We start from the raw sequence: 22,758 nt of genomic DNA, 5'->3' as shown, positions 1-22,758 counted from the left end.
AAGTTCCCAAATAATATGCCTTGCGATGGAATCTATTGTCTCACCGCAAAGTCATTCCTGTGAATAACGTGATTATATAACGCGATGTCTGCGATTAAGTGTCAACGCATGCGCGCGTTGCAGTTGTAATATAGCTACTGCGGTCCGTTCACACGTCGAGCTCGCACCTCTTCATGTAGGGCAGCAGACCTCCTAATATTGCGGGGCACGAGTAGCGACCGTCCGGGGAAAAATCCTTTAAATCACAGAAGATTACTTCCTCGCTTGCCGACGGGGTTGTGAACTTGATTCGGAAAAAGGAAATGGCTGCGACGACGCATCTACGGCGGCACCTTCGGCCCATGGCTACAAATGCAATGATACATCCCATACATGAGGTTGCTGCTCCCCTCGGCGGATGAGACCATCTGCCCTGGTTTGTCGAAGACCTAAGGAGAGCAGCGATGGAATATTATACGTCGGATTGGACGTCAGTCTCAAGAGCACGCACATCTGCATTATGGACCCGGATCGACAGGTGGTGTGGCGCGGGAGCGCGGACACGCAGCCGTCAATGATCGCGGAGCGGCTGAAGAGATGGAAAGGTCATCTTGCGAAAGTCGGCCTTGAGACGGGTTCGATGACGCCTTGGCTCTATCACGAGCTGAAGGATCTGGGTTTTCCGGTCGTCTGCATGGATGCGCGGCGTGCTGCGGATGCCCTGACCGGGATGTGACAGGCTCGATCTCCAAGCAAGGCGACGACATGTTGCGGCACTATCTCTATGAGGCGGCGGGCTGCCTGCTGACGACGGTGACCGCGCCGTCCGCCCTGCGAAGCTGGGGCTTGAAGCTGGCCAAACGGCTGGGTCCCAAGCGCGCGCGCACGGCAGTTGCACGTAAATTGGCGGTTTTGCTTTTAGGGCTTTGGAAGAGGGAGGATCATTTCCGCGCCGCGCCGAGCGGCAAGGCTTTTTAGAAACCGAGATCACGAAGTTCGTTCGCAAACGAAGTCCTCAATGTCCATGAGGTGAAGCGACCGGACCGGGACGGACGAATGCGAGACAGTTGGATGCGGATCAGAGACCGCGTTTAATACACTGCATCGGCCCCCTGGATGTGAAGCGAAAAGCCCCGGATAGTGGCGACGGACAAGGACAGACCGTACACCGAAGAGAACCATGGGACGCTTGTTATGCTTCAGCCGAATTGGATAAAGACAAAGCGAACAAAATTCTTGACGCAGCAGCCAAATGTAGAGAACCAGCGTGAGCGATCTCTGACTCTTTTTGAGGTTTCCAAATCAGTTGAGTTCTGAATCAATATCGCAAACGGAGGTTTGCGGATGAGATCAGGAATTCCACTGCGCAATGACTTCGACGGCTTTGCGCTTCGGGCGTTGGCCAAAGGCACGAAGGATGCGGCACAGGCCCGGCGGCTTCTTGCCCTTGCCGAGATCTATGATGGCCATTCCCGCAGCGATGCAGCCAGGATTGGAGGCGTAACCCTGCAAATTGTCCGCGACTGGGTTATTCGCTTCAATGCGCGTGGCCCGTCAGGGCTCATCAATGGCAAAGCCCCCGGCAATCAAGGAAAGCTTTCCGACGTGCATCGCCAGGCTTTGGCAAAGAAAGTGGCCCGATACCGGCAGTGCATGGCGTTGTTCGCTGGCGGCGCAAGGATCTTGTTCAATGGCTGTTCCAGGAATATCGGATATCCGTCGATGAAACGACCATTGGCCGCGAGTTGAAGGCGCTCGGCTTTGCAAAACTTTCCGCTCGTCCGCGCCACTACGCTCAGAACGAAGGCGACCTGGAGAGTTTTAAAAAAAATTCCCCGCCACACTGGCAGCCATCAAAAGCAGGCTCCCAAAGAACGTCGAGATCGAGCTCTGGTGGGCCGACGAAGCTCGGATAGGCCAAAAGAACAAGATCACCCGGCGATGGGCACGCAAGGGAACAAGGCCTTTGGCACCACACGATCAACGCACGATGTGGACCTATATCTTCGGCGCTATCTGCCCCAAGAAGGGCAAAGGAGCAGGTCTCGTTCTTCCCTACTGCGACACCAGCGCCATGAACCAGCATTTGCTCGAAATCAGCCAGGCCGTCGACGACGGCGCTCACGCCGTGCTGATCGTTGATCAGGCCGGATGGCACGTCACACCGAAGCTCGACGTACCCGACAACATCACACTGCTCTTCCTGCCGCCACGCTCGCCCGAATTAAATCCCGTCGAGAACGTGTGGCAATTTCTGCGTGACAACTGGTTGTCCAACCGGATCTTCAAAGATTACGAGGACATCGTCGCCCATTGCTGCGACGCATGGAACAAGCTGGTCGCTCAGCCGTGGAAGATCATGTCGATTGGAATGCGTGACTGGGCGCACCGGTTTTGATTAACGCACGTTGGTATGAGTTGGCACTCCGAAACCTGCAGACGGAACTGTCTAAGCGGTATTCGTAAGGCGCTGCTGACTACCATGAACGCCGTGGGGCAGGCCGGCTACCACTGCCTTGTGCCCGTTAAATTTACGATGCCGTAGCGGGCTAACGACAAAAACGGAAAGCCGAAGTCATCCTGTTTCCGCGTGAAAGCCTGTGTCCGACTCACGCCTGCGCGGCGACAAACAAGGTGAGACTCAGCGTCAATCAGGATGAGACTCTGCGGCGGGGGTGTGACGAAGGGAGGGCGTAGCCCGACCGGAGTTACACCCCCGCCGCGGCGCAATTTTTCAGGCGTCTCATGATCGCGGTCGGCCCGCTACGGTGGTGGTTTTCTGGAATGGAGAATCACCTTTGTGCCGGGTCGCCATGTAACCGATCATCAGACGAGATTATTCATGAAGTATCGACAAACGCATTCTGTTGAGGTCGCCGCCGCGAAGGCGTCGATCAGCCGGGCGACGGCATTCCGTATCGAGAAAGAGCAGCGCCTTCCGTCGCAGAACAAGCCGCCGCGTGATCGGCGTCGCCCCGATCCGCTTGAGCATATCTTTGATGCAGAGGTCGTTCCGCTCCTCAAGGCTGCTCCCGGCATTCGTGCGGTCGCCGTTTACGACGAGATGCTGCGGCGTCATCCCGAATTGCCCGAAGGCATTCGCCGCACACTTGAGCGGCGCATCCGGTCGTGGCGGGCCATTCACGGTGAGGCACAGGAGGTGATCTTCCGCCAAACGCATGAACCTGGCCGGCTAGGGCTGTCGGATTTTACCGACATGGGCAGCTTCGGCGTGACGATTGCCGGTCAGCCACTCGACCATCTGCTCTATCACTTCCGGCTGGTCTGGTCGGGCTTTGAGCACGCCCATGTCATTCTTGGCGGCGAAAGCTTCGTCGCCTTGGCGGAGGGACTTCAGAACGCCCTTTGGTCCATTGGCGGCTCCCCGCTCTATCACCGCAGCGACAGCCTGTCGGCCGCCTTCCGCAACCTCGATGCCGATGCCAAGGTCGATCTCACAAACCGCTATGAGGACCTGTGTGCTCATTACCGAATGACGCCAACCCGCAACAACAAGGGTGTCGCCCACGAGAACGGCTCGATCGAAAGTTCTCACGGCCATCTCAAGAACGCGGTCCGCGATGCACTCCTGATGCGCGGCACCCGAGACTTCGACGATCTTCGCTCCTACCGCGCCTTCATCGATGAGATCGTCAGCCGTCGCAATGCCGCGCATGGCAAGCGCATCGATACCGAGCGTCCGCATCTGCAGGCGCTTCCCGATCGCCGCACCACCGACTTCGAAGAGGTGGTCGTCACCGTGTCGCGCACCGGCGGCTTCGCCTTGCGCAAGGTCTTCTACACCGTCCCCTCCCGTTTGATCGGCCACCGGCTGCGTGTGCGTTTGTTTGACGATCGCCTCGACGTCTTCATCGGCGGCACGCATCTACTGACGTTGCCGCGAGGTCGCGCCCACGCGAGTGGCAAGCACGATCAGGTCGTCAACTATCACCACGTCATCCACTCTCTGCGCAAAAAGCCCATGGCGCTTCTCAACCTGGTCTATCGCGACAAGCTCTTCCCCCGGCCGGAATATCGAAGGACTTTCGACACTCTCATCGAGCAACTGCCTGACCGGCAGGCTTGCAAGATCACCGTCGAACTACTGGCGCTGGCGCACGATCGCGGCTGCGAGCGTGAATTGGCCGAGGAGCTTGCCAGAACGCTCGACGCCCACAAGCTGCCTGACCTGATGGCCTTGAGAGCGGCCTTCGGCCCGGACCCCGATCAGTTGCCGACCGTTCATGTCCAGCTCGCATCGCTCAATAGCTATGAAGCCCTGATGGGGGCTGCCTACGCGGGAGAGGCCGCATGAAGAACGTCCACAACACCATCGACGAAGCCCGCCTCGGCATCATGCTGAATGAGCTCCGGTTGCCGACCATCAAAACGCTGTGGCCGCAATTTGCCGAACAGGCCGATCGTGAAGGGTGGCCTGCGGCTCGCTTCCTCTCGACCATCGCCGAGCATGAATTGGCTGAACGGGCGCATCGCCGGATCGAACGTCACCTCGCCGAGGCGCATCTGCCGCCCGGAAAGACGCTCGACAGCTTCGCTTTCGACGCCGTGCCCATGGTCTCCAAGGCCCAGGTCATGGCCATTGCCGCCGGCGATAGCTGGCTCGCCAAAGGTGCCAATATCCTCATGTTCGGTCCGCCGGGCGGCGGAAAGAGCCATCTCGCCGCCGCCATCGGTCTCGCGCTAATCGAGAACGGTTGGCGGGTGCTGTTCACGCGCACGACCGACCTCGTCCAGAAACTGCAGGTCGCACGGCGTGAACTCCAGCTTGAATCCGCCATCGCAAAGCTCGACAAGTTCGATCTGCTCATCCTCGACGATCTGGCCTACGTCACCAAGGACCAGGCCGAGACCAGCGTGCTCTTCGAACTCATCTCCGCAAGATATGAGCGGCGTTCCATTATGATCACCGCTAACCAGCCCTTTGGAGAATGGAACCGCGTCTTTCCGGACCCGGCCATGACGCTTGCCGCCGTGGACCGACTTGTTCATCACGCAACGATCTTCGAAATGAACGTCGAAAGCTATCGGCGACGGTCCGCCATGGAAGCCAAACGCCAGCGCGGCAGACCTGCCGCCTTCGCGACAATCAAAAGCTCTTCCCCGTTTGTCGCGGAGCGACAATCAGAAACCGATCCGAGTCTTGCCAGCGACAATCAACATGATACCCTCACCCCGACCGCGACATAAGAGTCTCATCCAGATTGTCGCCGCCGTCTCATCCTGATCGTCGCGCTATACACGCCCCCTCTACGCCGCCCACCAGTCATCGGGCGCCTGGCGGGCGACGTGTGTGGACGCTCCCTCGAATGCAAGCAAAATCTTCACTCAGTCTTGAACTGTGGTCGGGTGCTGACGTGTGTCCGGCCTCTCGTTGCGACCTTAATACGTCGCGGGCCCATATGGGAGTTCGCAGATCAGGTCCAACACGCTCACGCGCACTCGAGGTGCCGTCCAGCAGAACTGGTTTTCCTAACCCCGTCTCTTGACCGTTTGTCCATATCCTTCGTTTGACCTGCCTACACTCGCAATGGCGGATTAGAAATCCTCTCCGCCAGAGCTGATCTATGCTGCTAGCCTCTCTTCCTCGTAGCGACCTCCGTTTGTCATAAGCGCCCAAGCAATCCGCCCCATACGGTTGGCGAGTGCAACGGTGATCAGCATCGGCGGCTTTTTGCCGATCATACGCGACAACCAGGACCCTTCAACTGCTCCGCGCCTTGACGCCCAGCGAACAACGGCTGATGCCCCAATGATCAACAGTCGTCGAAGATCTCGCTGCCCCATCTTCGAGGTCTTGCCGAGCCGGGCTTTGCCCCCAGACAAATGCTGCCGCGGTGTCAAACCCATCCACGCGGAGAAATCTCGACCTCGTGTAAATGTCTCAGCTGGCGGCGCTAAGGCTTCGAGCGCCGTTGCGATGACAGGCCCAATTCCGGGAATGCTCATGAGCCGCTTGGCAACATCATCGTGCCGAGCCCTCCGACCAATCTCCAAATCAAGTTCCCTAACCTTATCAATGAGCGCCCGCAATGCTAAAACCAATGCCAAGCAGGGTGCGCGTGCTGCCTCCGTCAAGCTTGAGCTATCGTCTTCAACGTGACTGATCAGAATACCGACATGCGAAGGGCCTTGTGGAACGGTAATTCCGAACTCTGCCACGCAGAGCATTGATGATTTGGGTCTTTTGCCGCACGAGAAGGTCACGTACTTTGAATACTGTCGCCGCAGCCTGCTTCTCCTCGCTTTTGACTGCGACAAAACGCATAGTTGGGCGCATTGCCGCCTCGCAGATGGCTTCAGCATCGGCCGCATCATTCTTCTGACGCTTGACGAACGGCTTGACGTAAATTGGCGCGATCAACTTCACTTGATGACCCAGCTTGGCAATCTCGCGGCCCCAATGGTGGCTCCCACCACATGCCTCCATTGCTACAATGCAAGGATCGAACCCCGATAGGAAAGCAAGCAACTTCTTGCTCGAAATCTTCCGCCGAAAAAGCACCGAGCCATCTACGCTGGCCGCGTGAACTTGAATTATGTTCTTGGCCAAATCCAGGCCGATTATGCTAACCTTTTCCATGGACGCTCTCCCTTCTAATGGTTCCAACACAACCATTCTGGCACAAAGATGCCGTTGAGTGGGAGCGTCCACATGGGGTAATCGCGGGAGCGAGTTGCCCCTGATGCAGTCCTGACAATGGAAGCTGGTGGCTGTTCCCCGATAAGATGAAAGTGCGGGCTCAAGACTGGCAGTCAGGCCCAGACATCTAACGGAGAACAGCCATGGAAGAATATATCGGCCTTGATGTGTCGTTGAAAGAGACAGCCATTTCCATTCGTCGCGGCGGCAAAAGGATCTGGCGGGGTAAATGCAAATCCGACCCGGACAGCATCGTAACTTTGCTCCACAAGCATGCCCCCGACGCCAGGCGCGTCGTCTTTGAGACTGGTCCCCTTTCGATATGGTTTTATCATGCGCTGACCGATGCAGGGGTTCCGGCGATTTGCATCGACGCGCGGCATGCCAAGGCGGCGCTCGACATGGCTGCGAACAAAACGGATGCGAACGACGCCGATGGTCTTGCGCATCTTGCTGAGGTCGGCTTCTACCGCGAAGTCCGGGTCAAAGGGTACGACAGCATGCTCGCCCGGACGCTTGTGGCGGCACGAACGCGGTTGGTGACGATCTGCACGGAGCTGTCAAATCAGATCCGAGGCCTGATGAAGACGTTTGGCTTGGTCATTCCGAGTGGCAAGGGTGCAACCTTCGGAAACAACGTCCGTATGCTCCTAGACGGCCACCAGTCTCTTTCGCGGATCATTCTCCCACTCTTGAAGGCCTGGTATGGCACGCGCGAACAGGCGGCCGAACTTGGTAGGCAGTTGATAGCGATCGCGCGGGCGAGCCAATCGTGCCGGCTACTCATGTCGGTTCCCGGTGTTGGGGTTGTCACGGCAACTTCGTTCGTCACCGCCATTGAAGATCCGGAGAACTTCAAGAAGTCACGGTCCGTAGGAGCCTGGCTGGGACTAACGACACGCCGCTATCAATCAGGCGAGGTCGACTATGACGGTCATATCTCGCGCCGCGGCGACGCCCATTTGCGCGGTCTCCTGTTCGAAGCTGCAACTGTTATTCTCACGCGCAGCAGTGCCGATAGCGGCCTGCGCTCTTGGGGTTTAAAGCTAAGGGAAAGACTGGGATTCAAACGTGCCGCGGTCGCCGTTGCGCGCAGATTGTCTGTGATTATGCACGCGATGCTCAAGACTGGTCAGCTTTTTGATCGGGAAGTTGGAATGGATGCCGCCGCTGGATAAGTGTCTCGAACGCCTTCCAAGCTAATCCGACTACTTTTGCCAGCGTCCAAATATGCCTGATGGACCGGCGACAGAACGTCCCTGCCGGGACGTAGGCAGCGTGATTCCGCGTGTTGGGGTGCAATCGCATGTAAATGACGAATTGCGTCGTCCACATTGGAACACTCGACCTGCGAAGCCCCATCATGCGGCGACCGTGTGTCGACCGCGAAGACGACCCTGCTTCCGGCAAACGCTCACTAGACGCCGCGAAATCATATACTTGGCGCCCACATCGCTCGCTCTCCAGCACTAACCACAGTGCCGGCCGGCCCATCTTTGAAAAAAACGCTTGCAAAATGCGTGCGATTAGATGGGATATTCGGCTTTGCGTCTCAGCGTTGACCATTGTGGATTGGGGTGCTGCGCTTCTGGCTGATGGTAAAACGAGGTCATGTCTTTCAACAGCCTCAAACATCAAAGGGAGAAGCGCAGCATGAAACACTATTGTGCACTGGATGTGTCGGTGAAAGAGACCGCGGTCTGCATTGTTGATGAGACAGGCAAGATTTGCCGGGAGACGAAAGTAGCCACTCACCCTGAGGATTTGATCTCGGTGATCAAGGATCCGAAGTGGCAGATTGAGCGGATCGGTCTTGAAGCCGGACCACTGTCGCAATGGCTTTATGACGGACTTGCCAAGGCAGGATTGCCGGTGATCTGCATCGAGACCAGGCATGCCAAGGCATTTTTGAAAGCCCAACCGAATAAGACGGACCGCAACGATGCGCGTGGCATGGCCCAGATGATGCGCGTCAATCTCTATCGGCCTGTGCATGTGAAGACATTGACGAGCCAGAAGCACCGAGCATTGCTGACCGCGCGCAAACTTTTGCAGGAGAAAGCCATCGCCATCGCGAATGACATTCGCGGATTGTTGCGCAACTTCGGTCTGAAAGTCGGATTGGTCGGCAAGATCAAATTCGAGGAGCGGATCAATGAGCTCGTCGAAGACAGGCCTGATCTACACGAAATCATGCAGCCATTGTTGGCTGCACGCAAACTGTTGCGCAACGAGTTCACCAAGCTGCACAAGAAGGTTTTGGATTTGGTCCGCGAGGATGAAGTCTGTCGCCGATTGACGACGATCCCTGGTGTCGGCCCCGTGGTCGCTCTCACCTATACGGCAACCATCGATATTCCTGCGCGGTTTGCACATTCAAAGGCGGTCGGTTCTGTGCTCGGGCTGACGCCGAAACTGAACGAGTCTGGTGAAAGCAAGCGGGTCGGGCGCGTATCCTGTTGCGGTGACGCGATGATGCGATCCCTGCTTTACGAAGCAGCACAAGTCCTGCTTGTAAACGTCAAGAAATGGTCGTGGCTGAAAGCGTGGGCGATGAATATCGCCAGACGCCGCGGGAGGCAAAAGGCGGTTGTAGCGTTGGCACGACGGCTTGCGGTGATCATGCATCGCATGTGGAGTGACGGAACCGAATTCTGCTGGACACGGAGAGCTTGCCTGTTGCTGCATAGTTAGCAACCAGGGTAACGAAAAAAAAGGAGACAAGAAGATTCCGCCGGTGGTGGAAAGATGTCCTTCGCAGGACGACGGATGAGGTGAGTTCGCGTGTTGTCTTGGTACGGTCGTTTATTGCGATCAGGTCGCCGATTAGATTGTTCCGCCTCATTCTTCTGGTCCCATAGTGGGAGGGCCACACAGGTCGATCCCGGAGAGAAGTGCGATACTGCGAAGACATCAATCACCGCAGCTGCGGATAGTCAGAAGGTGCTTGACCTCACCACGCCGAATAGAGAAGACGACCCCATCGCTACCACGGCCGGTTTGAGACCCGCTCCTGAAAGCCGATCCAGGAGGGCCATCCTCCATCATTCACGCAGCTTTACGAAACAGTGTCATTCATACTGATCTCCTTCCCTGCCTCTGCAACACACTTTCGCCAAAGAAAGATTGGCACCGATGGCGCTAACCCATTCCCGGCAGCGATCGAAACGTCAGTCGATGACAGACTCCTGCATCCCGATGCCGAGCATTTCACCGAGCACCTACAGCAGGGCATCGAAAGCGACCATCTCTGGGTCAAAAAGAACATGCCTAAGATCGGCGGCTTCCAGTCCTTCTAAACGGCGCGGCGGACAATCGCCGGCTTCGGAGCCATGCTCTGGCTGAGGAAGGGCTTCGGCTCTTTCGGCGATTGGACCGTCAACGAGCAGAAGCGCCTCTTCGGGCTCGAAAAAGTTAACAAGGCATGAGAATGCACAAGCTCACCGGATAGTTTCAACCAACTGCAAGGTTTGCGACAACCTCCTCTAAAACGAGCTAATCTCGCTCGACCGGAAGTGCGAATATATAGCCGCGTCCCCGCTGAGTTAATATCATGCGTGGCGAGCTCGCGTCTAATTCGAGTTTTTTTCGGAGTCTCAAGATCTGAACATCAATACTCCGGTCGAGAATGTCTTCATGAATCCGCGTTAATTGGAGCAGATGCTCGCGAGCCAACGTAAGCTGAGGTTTATCCAAGAAGGCAACAAGCAACGCGTGTTCGACTTTAGTCAGCCGAACAGCCTCGCCTCTCGAATTATGGAGCTCGCGAGTCTTGGAGCGAAGTTTCCAGCCACCAAACCGGTAGGTAACCCCAACTCGCTTCCGACGCCTATAATCGCTTTCCTGGCGCCTAAGCACAGCGTTAATCCGAGCTAGGAGTTCTCGAAGCCCCAATGGCTTTGTAACGTAGTCATCAGCGCCCAGATCGAGCCCTTTGATGCGATCGATCTCCTCCTTGCGCTGCCCGCTAGCAATAATTATCGGCACGTCAGATCGTTCGCGAAGTTCACGTAGTACTTCAAGCCCGTCTTCAGAACCGAGCATAATATCCAGGAGAATCAGATCAGGTATTCTCGCCTCGACATACCGGAGCAGTCCTCGTCCGGTTGCCGAAGAACGGACTTTCATACCCTTCTCCCGAAGATAGTCAGACACCATAGCAATTACGTCGGTGTCATCATCCACAATCATAATTGTAGGGGCAGCCTGAATGGGCATTGTAGCAATTCCTTCTGATGTCAACTCTCGGGATATCACCTGATGGATAGGTGAATTGGCAGAACTGGAGCGGCGTCTGCAGTCCGAGTGGCTGTCGCGGCGTCACCATAGCTAGACAGCTGGATCTTCGTGCCGTTCACGATGTGCCATCCGGTTGTTCCCGTTCCCTGATGCAAGCCTCGGCACCGCAAGTCTCTTTCGAATTGTTGCGTCGAGTGTCGGCCTCTGCCGAGCGCTCTCTTCAAACTTCCGCAGCCGAGCGGTTGGCGCAAGGTAAGAACAATTCAAAAGTGGTGCCTTTGCCCAAACTGCTGTGAACGTCGATGGCACCACCCCAGGACTCCACGGCACGCTGCACCAAGGCCAATCCTAATCCTAAGCCGCCTTCCCTCGATCTGGTCGTAAAAAACGGATCGAATATACGCTCTAAGAACGAAGGGGAGATGCCAGGACCTGTGTCAGACACAATCAACCGAGCATATTCGCCGCGCTCTAGCCGCCCACTAGACAAGTTGCGCGGAGAGATCTGTTCAAAATTGTCAAGGTTAACTGTAACTGTCCCGTCTGTCTTCATAGCTTCGCCAGCGTTCCTGCAGAGATTAATCACAACCTTCTGTAGGATAATTGCTCTGCCGTCTAGCCAGACGCCGCGATTGGGAAGTTTGATTTGAATCCGACCAGAAGAGGGAATGCATAATTTCAAGTCTGGTAGGATCTCTCTGATAGCCGCTGTGGCGTCGAAGCTACCGAACCCCTCATCCCTCACGTCTGACATGAGGATCCGTTCAACGACGCGTTTTGCTCGATCACCAGCGTCACGAATTCGCTCTACGTACATGCGCGAGGATGATTCCGATGTCAACGCGTCTACGGCCATCTCTGCATAGCCGATAATCGGCGTTAGAAGATTGTTAAACTCGTGGACCAGAAGCTTGGCAAGTACATCCCCGTCCGCGAATGCGTCTGCCGCCGCCGTGATGTCCGCTTGCGCTTGCTTTGAAGAGAAGTTTGGTATGGATGAGATGTTCTTCATGTTTCGCCTCTCCGCCATCATTGATCCGGTGACCTGCCAGAGATAGGTTCCGGCATCGCAGGGGGCAACGCTGAATTAGCCCCCGAAAGGCCCGGACATGCTCCACCACTTAGCTAAGTGGGTAGGAGTAATGTTGGTAATATGACTAGCAGCAATTTTAAGATGGAAGTCCTCTCCGGGCCGGAACGTCGGCGGCGTTGGAGCACGGCAGAGAAGCTCGCGATCATCCACGAAACCTATGAGGCGGACGCGACGGTGAGCATCGTCGCGCGTCGACACGGTATCCAGCCGAACCAGTTGTTTGCGTGGCGCAAGCTGGCGTCCCAAGGGGCACTGACGGCGACGGCCGCCGAGGAGGAGGTCGTTCCGGCTTCCGAATACCGGGCGCTTCAGGCCCAGGTGAAGGAGTTGCAACGCCTGTTGGGCAAGAAGACGATGGAGAGCGAAATCCTGAAGGAAGCCCTCGAAATCGCCGGTGGCCCAAAAAACATCTGTTGCGCTCGCTCTCTCTTCCGAGGGGATTTTGGAATGAAGACCGTCTGCGAAACTTTGGGTGTCGCCCGCTCGAATATCGCCGCGCGCGCCGCAGGCTCCCCTTCCAAAGCCAGAGGACGCCCGCCACTACCTGATCGTGAGCTGCTGGAGGACATCAAGGCCGTCATCGCCGATACGCCTACCTACGGCTATCGGCGTGTCCATGCCATCCTGCGTCGGAATGCCCGGAAACTGGGGCGTTCGTGGCCCAATGCCAAGCGTGTCTACCGGGTGATGAAGCTGCACAATCTGCTGCTGGTGCGTCATACCGGAGCGGTCAATGATCGCCTTCACGACGGCCGGGTCGCCGTCGAGCGTTCAAACATCAGATGGTGCTCCGACGGCTTCGAGATCGGCTGCGACAACAAGGAGAAGGTGCGCGTCGCCTTCGCCCTCGACTGCTGCGACCGCGAGGCAATCGCCCATGTCGCCACCACCGAGGGCATCAAGAGCGAAGACGTGCAGGACCTCGTGATCACCGCTGTCGAGAACCGCTTCGGCCGCATCAACATGCTATCCGAGCCCATCGAATGGCTCACCGACAACGGCTCCTGCTTCATCGCCAGGGACACGGCATCCTTGCTCCGCGACATCGGCATGGAACCTTGCACGACACCGGTGCGAAGCCCGCAATCGAACGGCATGGCCGAGGCGTTCGTCAAAACCTTCAAGCGCGACTACGTCTCGGTGAATCCAACCCCCGACGCTGAAACCGTCATCGCTCAACTGCCGTTCTGGTTCGAGCATTACAACAATCTTCACCCGCACAGTGCTTTAGGATATCAATCGCCGCGCGAGTTCATCAGCTCGCAATCTCAAACCTGAGCATGTCCGGTCTTTTGGGGGCAACTCCAAACGCCCCCTATTTCCCAAAGAGCGTCGGGTGGATAACTGAAAATTCTGCACCGCACCATCACCTGTGGTTCAACACCCAATTCGGTCAAAGGAGATGGCATGAAAGAGGCCGCGCCGGCTGAGAGAACGGATCACTGAGATGCAGGTGATGATCGAGGACAGTCACACTTCCAGCCTTTCGGCTTACCTTATTGGGGTTTTGCAGATCTCAACAAGGGAGTTGGAAGCATGACTGCCTCTTATGAATACCATATCGGGGTCGACTACCACAAATCCTACAGCCACCTGGTGGTCCAGGATTCGGGCGGCAAGACGCTGAGATCCGGCCGGGTGAAGAACGACCGCCAGTCGCTGGGCGGGTTTCTCGAACGCTACCGCGAGAACTCGCATGCTGTTGTCGAGGCGACGCGCAACTGGATGGTGATCTACGACTGGCTCGACGACATTTGTGATGATGTCGTCCTCGCCCATCCGTTGAAGGTGAAGGCGATCGCCGACGCCAAGATCAAGACCGACAAGATTGATGCGACGGTGCTGGCGCATCTGCTCAGAGCCGACCTGGTGCCGGAGGCCTGGGCGCCAAGCGAGAGATCGCGAGAGCTTCGCGTCGCGCTGCGCGAGCGGATGTTTTACGTGCGGCTGCGGACGATGACGAAGAACCGCATCGTCACGGTGTTTGATCGTTATCCCGAACAGACGGCGCAGTTGAAGAAGCTCGGCGACCTGTTCGGCAAGGCCGGCCGTGCCCAGCTGGCGCAGGTCAACGTCTCGGAGATCGATCGCGGCCTCGCGTTCATCGGCGACATCGACGGGCGGATCAAGCAGTCGGAAAAACGATCCGGGCAATGACCAAGGCCAATGCCAATGTGAAGCTGTTGAAGACCATCCCCGGCATCGGCGAGTTCTTCGCCCGGCTGATCGACGCCGAGATCGACGACATATCGCGGTTCCGCAACGCCAAGAAGCTTGCCGCCCATGCCGGCCTGGTGCCCTCGACCTATTCCTCCGGCGGCAAGACCTTTCACGGCAAGATCATCAGGCAGGGCAACAAGTGGCTGCGCTGGGCTTTCGTGGAAGCGGTCGCTCCCGCCATCGCCAGCGATCCACAGCTGCGCGCCCAATACGAGCATCTGAACATCAGAGGAACCAACAAGGCGCGTGTGGCCATCGCGCGTAAGCTTTTGACGATCGCCTTCCAGATCCTGCGCGATCAGCGCGCTTACGAGCCGCGCGGCCAAAGCAACATGGAAGACACGTCGACGATATCCGGTTGTCCTAATGGCCGGCTAGCGAGCCCGGTAGAACTGGGCTGCGCTCTTAAAGGAGAATGGGAAACCGGGAGCCGAACGCCACTCTGTGACCGAAGCCACGAAGGCATCAGGTTACGAATTGAGAATGGTTCAAGACCGAAGGGCAGAACAAACCTGTCCAGCGGAAGGAAGAGATTACCCGATCGGTCAAAACACAACCGAACCCAAGGAAAAGCCGCCAACTGAAGGTGTTTTGCCCCTTGCGTTCTTTCATTGGAGGTAGACAATGCTGAACTATCCAAAAGGGGAGGGCTGCCGCAGGGAGGAACGTCGGGGGCTGTGGTCCAGGAGGTAGGCTCCGGCATCGCAGGGGAAACGCCCCTTTGTCCCAAAGAGCGTCGGCGCGATAATTGAAAATTATGCACCGCACCATCGCATGTGATTCAATATCTTCTTCGGTCAAAGGATCGGCCTATGGCTACCGTGAAAGTCGATATCAATAATTTCCAGTTGGAAGTTCTGGAATCCGCAGCGCCCGTTGTCGTCGAGTTCTGGGCTGAATGGTGCAATCCCTGCAAGATGATTGCTCCGAGCCTCGAGGAAATCTCCGTCGAGATGGAAGGCGAGATTAAGGTCGCCAAGCTCAACATCGATGAAAACCTGGAACTCGCCGCCCAATTGGGCGTACGCTCCATTCCGGCGCTCGCGATCTTCAAGGGCGGCGAAGTGGCCGATTTCTCGGTCGGCGCCAAACCGAAGACAGCTCTTTTAAACTGGATTTCGAACGCTGCCTCATTGATATTGCTAAATTTGTAACGCAATAAAACCGTCGACTAACCCCGTAAAATGGTAGGGTTTATAGGCTGATTTAACGGCGTTTTTACAGGCTCGGCCCTTTGAGCTTCAGCCTGATGCGGTCGTTGGTTTGGCTATCGGAGCGATTGAGCGGCGAAGAAGCTTTTCATTGCGGCGTTGTCGAGGCAGTTTCCGTTGCGTGAATGCGGCTTTCAAGCATGCCGTTGCAGGCTCGCGTGACCGCAATCAAACCACCGCGACGCCCTGTTGTTGACACACTTTAGCCGATGCGTTTTGGCTGGAGCGGAGAGGGAATATGGGCAGTACCGGAGATTTGCTCGGACAAGCAGGGCGACCTAATCACGAAGGAGGCCCGGACCCCATCTCGGACGCAATGTCGGACAAGCAGAAGACGCGGGAAGCGACGGTTGCCATCGCCAGCGCGGTGGTTGCTCGCGCCGGCAATCTCGACGGGTTCTCGGATCCAGAGTTGGCCGATCTGGTGAACGGCTTCAGCAGATGGCCGGACCAGCAGAAGACGCGTGAAGCGACGGTTGCCATCGCCGGCGCGGTGGTTGCTCGCGCCGGCAATCTCGACGGATTCTCGGATGAAGAATTGGCCAATCTGGTGAACGGTTTCGGCAAGTGGCCGGAAGAAGAAAAAGCACGCAAGGCGATGGTTGCCATCGCGCGCGAGCTCGGTTCCAAGGGCCGTCGCTTCAGCACTTTCAGCACGCCTGCGCTAGTCAGGATCGCCAATGGTCTCTCGCGGGGTATCGAGGGAGAGACCGCCGGCGAGGTCGACGAACCCGCCTTGCTGAAGGACCGGCTGCATAAGCTGGCGCACTACCTCCAATATGCCGAAGATCGGCTGCAACAGGCCGATGTCCATGCCGTCGCGAGTATATTCAAGGCGTTGGGCAAGGCGCAGTTGTTGGACGATTTCGGTGCGCTGGCACAGCCGGGGCTGGACAGGCTCGAGGTGTTGTGTCCCGCTCCCAGGTTTAAGCTCGACAACAACCTCGAGGCGATGGGCAATCTTTGCGCCTCCCTGCTGCCATTGGCGCGCAGTCCGAAGCCGGTATTGCGCTGGTATCGCAAGTCGGCGCTGAACCTGCTCAACGCCATCCAGCCGGTGGTGGAACATAAGATCGAGGCGCATCTCAAGGCAGGCCAGGCCGAGCGCACCAGCGGCGCCAATGCAAGCCGCTCCCCGGCGCTTTCGATCTATCAGGTGCTCAAGACCCGGGCGGTGCTGAAGACGCTCTACCGGCGGCCTTATGTCGACGGCGACCAGCTCGCCTTGCAGGCCAGGCGGGAAGAGCTGCATGGCAAGACCAGGCAGATCCTGGACGGTGCCCGTCCCCTCATCGACGCCGACCTTTCCTATATGGCCTGGAACGTGATCGCCGAGATCGAGGCGAAGGAGCCGCTCGAAGCGCTCGACACCTTCATGGCGCAGAACGCATCGATCATCCAGGCCCAGCATGAACCCGCCAGCTTCGATGTCCATCGGGTCCTTCAGGCCATGGACGACGAGCCGAGACCGCCGCAAGGCGATGCCGGACTGATGCGGCTGCCGGTGGTCGACATGCAAGGCCGGCCGCTGGCAAACGAAGCCGAGTTCCGCTATTCCATTTTCAACCGCTTGACCTCGGGCGCGGTGAAGGTGGTGGCGGTGCAGCTAAAGGGAACTCCGACTGCCGCCATGCTGGCACGCACGTTCGCGGTCGAGGGCGTGCCCTACCGCATGGACCTGTTCGGCGGCAGCAAATTGAAGCCGCCGCAACAGAGCCTGACCAAGCTTGCCTCTCAGCTGCCCTTCGCGGCCGAAGAGGCCCCAAGCAGCAAGCTGTTGGCGATCCCCTATGCCGAGACGGCTCCGGGTACTGCCTTTGAGCAGCTGTCGCGGGCCTGGGCGCCGTTCAAGGAAGCTTATTACTATACCCAGCGCCGCGGATTTGCCGCGCCGCCGGGCATCCCCGACGTTGGCCCGCATGATTATGCGCTGGAAGGGTGCTTCAAACTGTCCCTTCTGCCCGACCGCCCCGCAGGCGCAGTGCATCCCTTCCGGTTCGAAGGGCGAGACGGCGAGATCGCCTTGCGGCCGCATGACGGCTGCGGCTTCATCAGGGCCTCACTGGCCGAGCGCATGCCCGCCATTGCCCGGGCTCGCCACGACGCTCCCGAGCGGATACCTGCCTATGCCGATAAAAGGCAATCGGCGGTACACGGCGCGCAACATTATCCGCGTAGCGTCGAGGTGGCACAGGAGACCCGCGAGAAGGCTCTGGCTTGGCTCGAAACCCAACAAAGCCTCACCGCCGAGGAGCTGTTCCGGACGGTCACGGCGGGCATATCGAGGGTTCGAGCGCTATCGCCGTGCCGTCCAGCGACGAATGCCTGCCGTGCCGGCGGGCAAGAGCAAGACCTTGACCCGTGACGCTGGCGTGCTTGTTGGGCGCTCCCCCTATGACAAGCCCAACCTGCGCCCGTTTTCCGCCGACCGGGTCAGGTCGGGGCGCCACCCGACTGCGGCATTCCTGGATCGGTGCGTGGCCTTCCAATACAGCTTCAACGTCGCACACAGATCGGGGGCTGAGCTTGCCGCCGACGATCCGACCCTTTTGCCAAAGGAATCTTGATCGTTGTGCCCGACGAAATGTGGCCTGCGGACTTCGCCGAGCGCGGGGTGGTGATGTCTGCCGAGGACGTCAAGTGCCATTCGAGCTGGCTGGAGGAAAAGGACCGGGTCAAGGCCGACACCGCGCTCGAGTGCGTCGGCATCTTGCAGGCGACGGAGGTGTTCGCGCCCGGCTCTTTGGTTGCGGTTCCGACCGCCGAACAAAAAAAGCTCGACGGCGATTTTGACGGCGACAGCGTCGTCATTATCGGCGACCGGCCTCGCCTTTACGAGCACGTACGCCAGTTCGACGCGGGGGTTGCAGGCGCGCGGCGTCGCCTCGATGAAGCCGCCGAAGTCGCACACGCCGGCCATTGAGAAAGGCGGCTACCAGTTCAGCCGGTCCAAGCAGATCCTGTCGGCCACCGGGCTGGTGCTCGAGACCTACAGCTGCCTGCAGCGCAACGCGCTGGCGCAGCCGTTGGAGGCGCAACGCCGGTTTGCCGAGCGTGCCGTCTTCGGCACTTACGAGGGCATCCATCATCAGCTCATGACCGACGTCCGCGCCCTGTTGCATGAAGATCGGCCGGATGGCCATACCCTCCACGAGCTTATCGCCAGGGCGGAGCAAGACAGCAAGGCCGCAAGGCATCCAGTAGCCTGCGAACTGGCCGCCTTGTTGGTGGCCGAGCTCCAGGACTGGAACCTGCAGCTCAATAGCGAGCCGGCTCATGAGCAGCCGGACGTCAAGCAGCAGTTGGCGGGATCCGTGGCCTCAACCGGCGCGAAGCTTGCCGTCAGCGCCGACGCCGGTGTGCTCTTTCCGGAACTCCGCGATTCCTATCCGGCAACCGCTGACGCCAGGAAGCGCATCGAGTTCCTGCTCACCCACTACAGGCCGCGCATCGATCCGCGGCCCGAGGGGTACAACCCGGACGATCTGCATGAAAGCGCCATGAATCTGCTAATCGTCGGCATCAAGGTCGGCACGGACGCCTACAAGTCCGATACCGGTGCGCGGACGTTCAAGCAAAAGCCACCGAATTGCAGCGGCTTTTGAGCGGAGGCCGGGCTTCAAGGCGGCGTCCTATGTCAAGGCGCAGGCGGCAAAGCTACACCAGGGCCGGTTCGACGTCGATGGCAGTCTGGCGGATCTGAAGGACAATCCTACCCTGGCGGCCTCCGTCATGGAGGCCTCGATCGGACTCGCCATCGAACAGCGCATCCTGCCCAGCGCCTCAGCGATCTCGGCAGACGACGACCACGCCAGCATGATAGCGCTGAGCAGCGAACAGGCCCTGGAGCGCGCCAGGCTCGAAGCCGCCCCGCCGAAGCGCAAGAAAGCGCGATTACCGAAACTGTGCGCGAGGTTGCCGAGCTTTTGCTGTGGGACGGCATCGAGGTGAAGGTGTCTCATCTTGACCAACGGTCGCGCGGGCTCTGGATAGCCGACGAGTTGACTGGCCAGAGCGTGAGCGCGGCTCCAAAGGCTCAACTGGCCACCAACGCCGTGCGCCATGTTTTCGAGATCCCGGACGAGGCTTTTACGCGCGCCTTCAGGAAGGCGGCACTGGCCTTCGAGGAGCGGGACTGCAGCGAGGTCGAGACCACCAACTGGTTCATCAGGATGGGCATGCCGCGGTTACGCGGCGTTCACACGGCATTCAGAACCGCGCAGAACTATCGCTTCGAGGTCGAGTTCCATACGCCGGCCAGCTACCGGGCCGAGCGCGCGCAACGCGAGCAGAGCGAATGCGAGCCGGTCCCCATTCCCTGTGGCGCCTGGGACATATTAAACTGGGGCTCGTCAGGAGATAGCAGGTCGAGGGTGGCAGGGACCTCCAGGTCGCGCACCGTCGCAAGAAAACAGATTGCGGTCGCTCGCTCGCCGCAAGCCGGCGAAATCCTCGCGGCCCTGGGCACGCGGCCGGTCGTGCTCGTCGGCATGCCGGCGAGCGGCAAGTCGACCATCGGCACCCAGCTTGCCAAGGAGTTAGGGGTGGAGTTTGTCGACACCGATGAGCGTATCGTCGCCGAGCACGGCAATCTGATGGAGATGTTCGCCGACCCTGGCCGCGGCGAGGCCTACTTCAGGGACCTGGAGACCAAAGAGCTCGCCAAGCAGCTGGAGAGAGGGCCCATCGTCATCGCAACCGGCGGCGGCGGCTTTGGCAAGGAGTCCGATCGAGCCCTGATCCTTGATAAGGCGACGTCGATCTGGCTCGACACCGACCTGAAAGAGCTCTGCAGGCGCCTCAAGAGCGACACCACCCGGCCGCTGCTGCAAGGCCCCGACGTCGAGCAGAAGGTTGAACAGCTGTACGAAGAGCGCAGTCCGCTCTACCAAAAAGCCGATATCAGGTTGGCCTTGGCCCCGCCCTTTCAAAAAGACAAGAAAAAAGCTCGCGCTTGCGTGGAGAAACTCTACGCTTTCCTGTGCCGCGACAGAGAAGCCGCCCTGCCCGCTGCCGAGATATCGGATGTCTCCGGTGCTTCCGGCACCGCCATCAGCATGCCACCCACCGCGCGCCGCATGCACAATGATCATCACAACGGCTACGATTGCGGGGGCGGCGTCGTTGAAACCATCCAGGCGCCGGCGGCACCATTGAGTGAAGCGGAACGGCCGCCGCCCCTCGACTCCCTCACCGCCGCCCCGCAGCCTTTGCTAGCCGGCAGTAACGCACGAGCGGATTTAGCGTCTTCCACGAGAAGCAGAGAACGCTCAAGTCGAGGTCGATAAACTCTAGGAGACCTGTGCGCGGGTAGGCTTTCTAGTTGAATTTGCTGTATTTTCTTCGGATTGGAAGCGTATCGCGGGCGTTGGCATACGCGGCTTGGAACGGCGATCACTGGCAAAGCGTGCTGTTTGTCGTCTATCCGGCTGCGGTAATGATCTTCAAACTGCGTTTCATATTATAGGCGATGGCGGTCAGGCGAATTTGAGCACCTGCCTTTGCAAGCCCTCGCCATCGCATTCGTCGTAGACCATAGCTTCGTTTCCAGGTGCCGAAGATCTTTTCGATGCGGCCACGAATGCGGTGGATTGGTTGGTTCCAGGCCTCAAGGCGCGCCTGTGTTTGCAAATTCCGAGGCAATCCGCCCCCTGATTCCGAAATGATGTCGCCCCCCAATTCCGAGAAATAGTCGCCCCCTTGTTCCGAGATGATGCCGCCCCCTTGGAGGCGTCTGGCAAGGGTGGGTCTGCAGGTGTGAAGTTTCTTCCTTCGACGTTGACGAGGAAGGAACGGGATGCCAGCGGAGAGATTGGAGATGCGGCGTGTCCGCGAGATACTGAGATATCGTTTTGAGCAAGGACTTGGGCACAAGTCGATTGCGGTGCGGGTTGGAACTGCGCCCTCGACGGTGCGCGAGACGCTACGGCGTGCGGCGGTAGCCGGGCTGTCGTGGCCTCTCGGCGACGACGTCAACGATACAGTCCTGGAGGCAACGCTTTACAAGGCGGCCGGGACGAAGATTGGGCACCGTCGCGCTCCTGAGCCGGAGTGGGCACAGGTCCATCGCGAGCTGAAGCGCAAGCATATGACGCTGCAGATCCTCTGGGACGAATACATCAGCCGTCATCCGGATGGTTATCGCTATAGTCGCTACTGCGACCTCTACCGGGGCTGGGCTCTGAAGCTGCCGGTGACGATGCGGCAGGATCATATGGCCGGCGACAAGCTGTTCGTCGATTATGCCGGCGACACGGTCACGGTGATTGTCGATCGGTTGTCCGGCAAGACCCGACAAGCCCATCTGTTCGTGGCGGTTCTGGGCGCGTCGAGCCTTTCATATGCACATGCCCGGTGGAGCGAGACGCTTCCCGACTGGATCGAATGCCATATCCAGGCGCTGGAGTTCTTCGGCGGTGCGCCAGCCTTGCTGGTTCCCGACAATGCCAAGGTGGCGATCATCAAGGCGTGCCACTTCGATCCCCAAGTCAATCGGACCTATTGTGCGATGGCAACCCACTATGGCAGCGCCGTCCTGCCGACGCGGCCACGCCGTCCTCGCGACAAGGCGAAAGTAGAGGCTGCGGTTCGTATCGTCGAGCGCTGGCTGCTGGGCCGCCTTCGCCACCGCACCTTCCACAGCCTGGCCGAGGTCAATGCGGCGATTGCCGACTTGCTATATGATTTGAACGACAGGCGTGTCCTGCGCCGGGTTGGCGTCACGCGCCGCCAATTGTTCGAAGAGCTCGACCGGCCCGCTTTAAGGCCATTGCCTGTGGAACGCTATGTCTTTGCGGAATGGCGTATCCGGCGTGCCGGGCTGGATTACCACGTCGAGATCGAGCGGCACTATTACTCCGTTCCCTATCGCTTCGCTCGCGAGCAGGTCGAGGCGCGCATCACCGCCAATACGATCGAGATCTTCCACAAAGGCGAGCGAATAGCCGCCCATCGCCGCTCCAGCGGCAATGGCAAACACACGACGATTCCCGATCACATGCCCTCAGCCCATCGCCGCTTTGCCGACTGGACGATCGAACGCATTCAACGCGAGGCCTCTTCCATCGGGCCGGAGGTGGCGTTGCTGTGCGAGAAGATCCTCGCCGACAGGCCGCACCCGGAGCAGGGCTTTCGAGCCTGCATGGGAATTATCCGCCTGAACAAAAGCTTTGGCCGCGACAGAGTGAACGCTGCTTGCAGCCGTGCACTGGAGATCGGGGCCCGGACCTACGGTTCGGTGCGCTCCATCCTCGACAATCATCTTGATCGAACGGCTTCCACCAATGGACCGGCTTCGCATGAACCGATCCATCACGAAAACATCCGCGGACCTCGCTATTACCACTAAGGAGAAC

At 58.6% G+C, this 22,758-nt stretch carries 16 protein-coding genes and 5 pseudogenes; 17 read left to right on the top strand and 4 right to left on the bottom strand.

Annotation, left to right across the window (positions count from 1 at the left end):
* Positions 1–517 precede the first annotated feature (517 nt).
* The 5 genes and pseudogenes from QA648_RS35885 (at position 518) to istB (ending at position 5,187) form a co-directional block, all read left to right on the top strand.
* Positions 518–715: a hypothetical protein gene (locus QA648_RS35885; protein WP_283055068.1), complete on the top strand. Its 198-nt coding sequence runs from the start codon at positions 518–520 to the stop codon at positions 713–715.
* Positions 716–717: 2 nt separating this feature from the next.
* Positions 718–957 (top strand): annotated as a pseudogene (locus QA648_RS35880) (IS110 family transposase); the annotation flags it as partial.
* A 366-nt stretch (positions 958–1,323) separates the two neighbouring features.
* Positions 1,324–2,377, top strand: a pseudogene (locus tag QA648_RS35875) (IS630 family transposase).
* Positions 2,378–2,821: 444 nt separating this feature from the next.
* Positions 2,822–4,294, top strand: a complete 1,473-nt coding sequence (gene istA, locus QA648_RS35870; protein WP_283055067.1) for an IS21 family transposase — start codon at positions 2,822–2,824, stop codon at positions 4,292–4,294.
* Entirely contained in the window at positions 4,291–5,187 is an 897-nt protein-coding gene (gene istB / locus QA648_RS35865; RefSeq protein ID WP_283055065.1) for an IS21-like element helper ATPase IstB, read from the top strand. The genes istA (QA648_RS35870) and istB overlap by 4 nt, the downstream gene beginning before the upstream one ends.
* Positions 5,188–5,562: 375 nt before the next feature.
* Here the strand turns inward: istB and QA648_RS35860 are convergent.
* A pseudogene (locus QA648_RS35860) lies at positions 5,563–6,580 on the bottom strand (IS110 family transposase).
* Positions 6,581–6,783: 203 nt separating this feature from the next.
* On the opposite strand from QA648_RS35860, the gene QA648_RS35855 reads away from it, so the two are divergent.
* The 3 genes and pseudogenes from QA648_RS35855 to QA648_RS35845 form a co-directional block, all read left to right on the top strand.
* On the top strand, positions 6,784–7,818 hold the full coding sequence (locus QA648_RS35855; RefSeq protein ID WP_283054969.1) for an IS110 family transposase: 1,035 nt from the start codon (positions 6,784–6,786) through the stop codon (positions 7,816–7,818).
* Between the two features lie 475 nt (positions 7,819–8,293).
* A complete protein-coding gene (locus QA648_RS35850; RefSeq protein WP_283055064.1) occupies positions 8,294–9,334 on the top strand; it encodes an IS110 family transposase in 1,041 nt (346 codons plus the stop codon).
* 428 nt (positions 9,335–9,762) lie between these two features.
* Positions 9,763–10,068: pseudogene (locus tag QA648_RS35845) on the top strand (DDE-type integrase/transposase/recombinase); the annotation flags it as partial.
* Positions 10,069–10,135: 67 nt separating this feature from the next.
* On the opposite strand, the gene QA648_RS35840 reads toward QA648_RS35845, so the two are convergent.
* Both QA648_RS35840 and QA648_RS35835 read right to left on the bottom strand, forming a co-directional pair.
* Entirely contained in the window at positions 10,136–10,858 is a 723-nt protein-coding gene (locus QA648_RS35840) for a response regulator (protein WP_283055063.1), read from the bottom strand.
* A 241-nt stretch (positions 10,859–11,099) separates the two neighbouring features.
* A complete protein-coding gene (locus QA648_RS35835; RefSeq protein ID WP_283055062.1) occupies positions 11,100–11,891 on the bottom strand; it encodes an ATP-binding protein in 792 nt (263 codons plus the stop codon).
* Between the two features lie 141 nt (positions 11,892–12,032).
* On the opposite strand from QA648_RS35835, the gene QA648_RS35830 reads away from it, so the two are divergent.
* From QA648_RS35830 to QA648_RS35790, 8 genes and pseudogenes are all read left to right on the top strand, one after another.
* A complete protein-coding gene (locus tag QA648_RS35830; RefSeq protein WP_283055061.1) occupies positions 12,033–13,250 on the top strand; it encodes an IS3 family transposase in 1,218 nt (405 codons plus the stop codon).
* Between the two features lie 258 nt (positions 13,251–13,508).
* A pseudogene (locus QA648_RS37135) lies at positions 13,509–14,548 on the top strand (IS110 family transposase); the annotation flags it as partial.
* Positions 14,549–15,004: 456 nt separating this feature from the next.
* The gene (trxA, locus tag QA648_RS35815; RefSeq protein WP_283054965.1) at positions 15,005–15,346 is read left to right on the top strand and encodes a thioredoxin; all 342 of its coding nucleotides are present in this window, start codon (positions 15,005–15,007) and stop codon (positions 15,344–15,346) included.
* A gap of 373 nt (positions 15,347–15,719) precedes the next feature.
* Entirely contained in the window at positions 15,720–17,768 is a 2,049-nt protein-coding gene (locus tag QA648_RS35810; RefSeq protein ID WP_283055058.1) for a hypothetical protein, read from the top strand.
* 198 nt (positions 17,769–17,966) lie between these two features.
* Complete coding sequence (locus QA648_RS35805; protein WP_283055057.1) at positions 17,967–18,326, top strand: hypothetical protein; 360 nt, start codon at positions 17,967–17,969, stop codon at positions 18,324–18,326.
* Positions 18,292–19,008 (top strand): hypothetical protein, encoded by a 717-nt coding sequence (locus QA648_RS35800; protein ID WP_283055056.1) that lies wholly within the window; start codon positions 18,292–18,294, stop codon positions 19,006–19,008. The genes QA648_RS35805 and QA648_RS35800 overlap by 35 nt, the downstream gene beginning before the upstream one ends.
* Positions 18,962–19,354: a hypothetical protein gene (locus QA648_RS35795; RefSeq protein ID WP_283055055.1), complete on the top strand. Its 393-nt coding sequence runs from the start codon at positions 18,962–18,964 to the stop codon at positions 19,352–19,354. The genes QA648_RS35800 and QA648_RS35795 overlap by 47 nt, the downstream gene beginning before the upstream one ends.
* The gene (locus QA648_RS35790; RefSeq protein ID WP_283055054.1) at positions 19,309–20,691 is read left to right on the top strand and encodes a shikimate kinase; all 1,383 of its coding nucleotides are present in this window, start codon (positions 19,309–19,311) and stop codon (positions 20,689–20,691) included. The genes QA648_RS35795 and QA648_RS35790 overlap by 46 nt, the downstream gene beginning before the upstream one ends.
* Before the next feature lie 133 nt (positions 20,692–20,824).
* Here the strand turns inward: QA648_RS35790 and QA648_RS35785 are convergent, their stop codons facing one another.
* Positions 20,825–21,034 (bottom strand): transposase, encoded by a 210-nt coding sequence (locus tag QA648_RS35785; RefSeq protein WP_283055076.1) that lies wholly within the window; start codon positions 21,032–21,034, stop codon positions 20,825–20,827.
* Positions 21,035–21,221: 187 nt separating this feature from the next.
* On the opposite strand from QA648_RS35785, the gene istA (QA648_RS35780) reads away from it, so the two are divergent.
* Positions 21,222–22,751, top strand: coding sequence for an IS21 family transposase (gene istA / locus QA648_RS35780; RefSeq protein WP_283047244.1), 1,530 nt, complete (start codon positions 21,222–21,224; stop codon positions 22,749–22,751).
* Positions 22,752–22,758 lie beyond the last annotated feature (7 nt).

The organism is Rhizobium sp. CB3171 (assembly GCF_029714265.1).
Taxonomy (GTDB): domain Bacteria; phylum Pseudomonadota; class Alphaproteobacteria; order Rhizobiales; family Rhizobiaceae; genus Rhizobium.
This window is presented reverse-complemented; position numbering and strand designations above follow the sequence as displayed.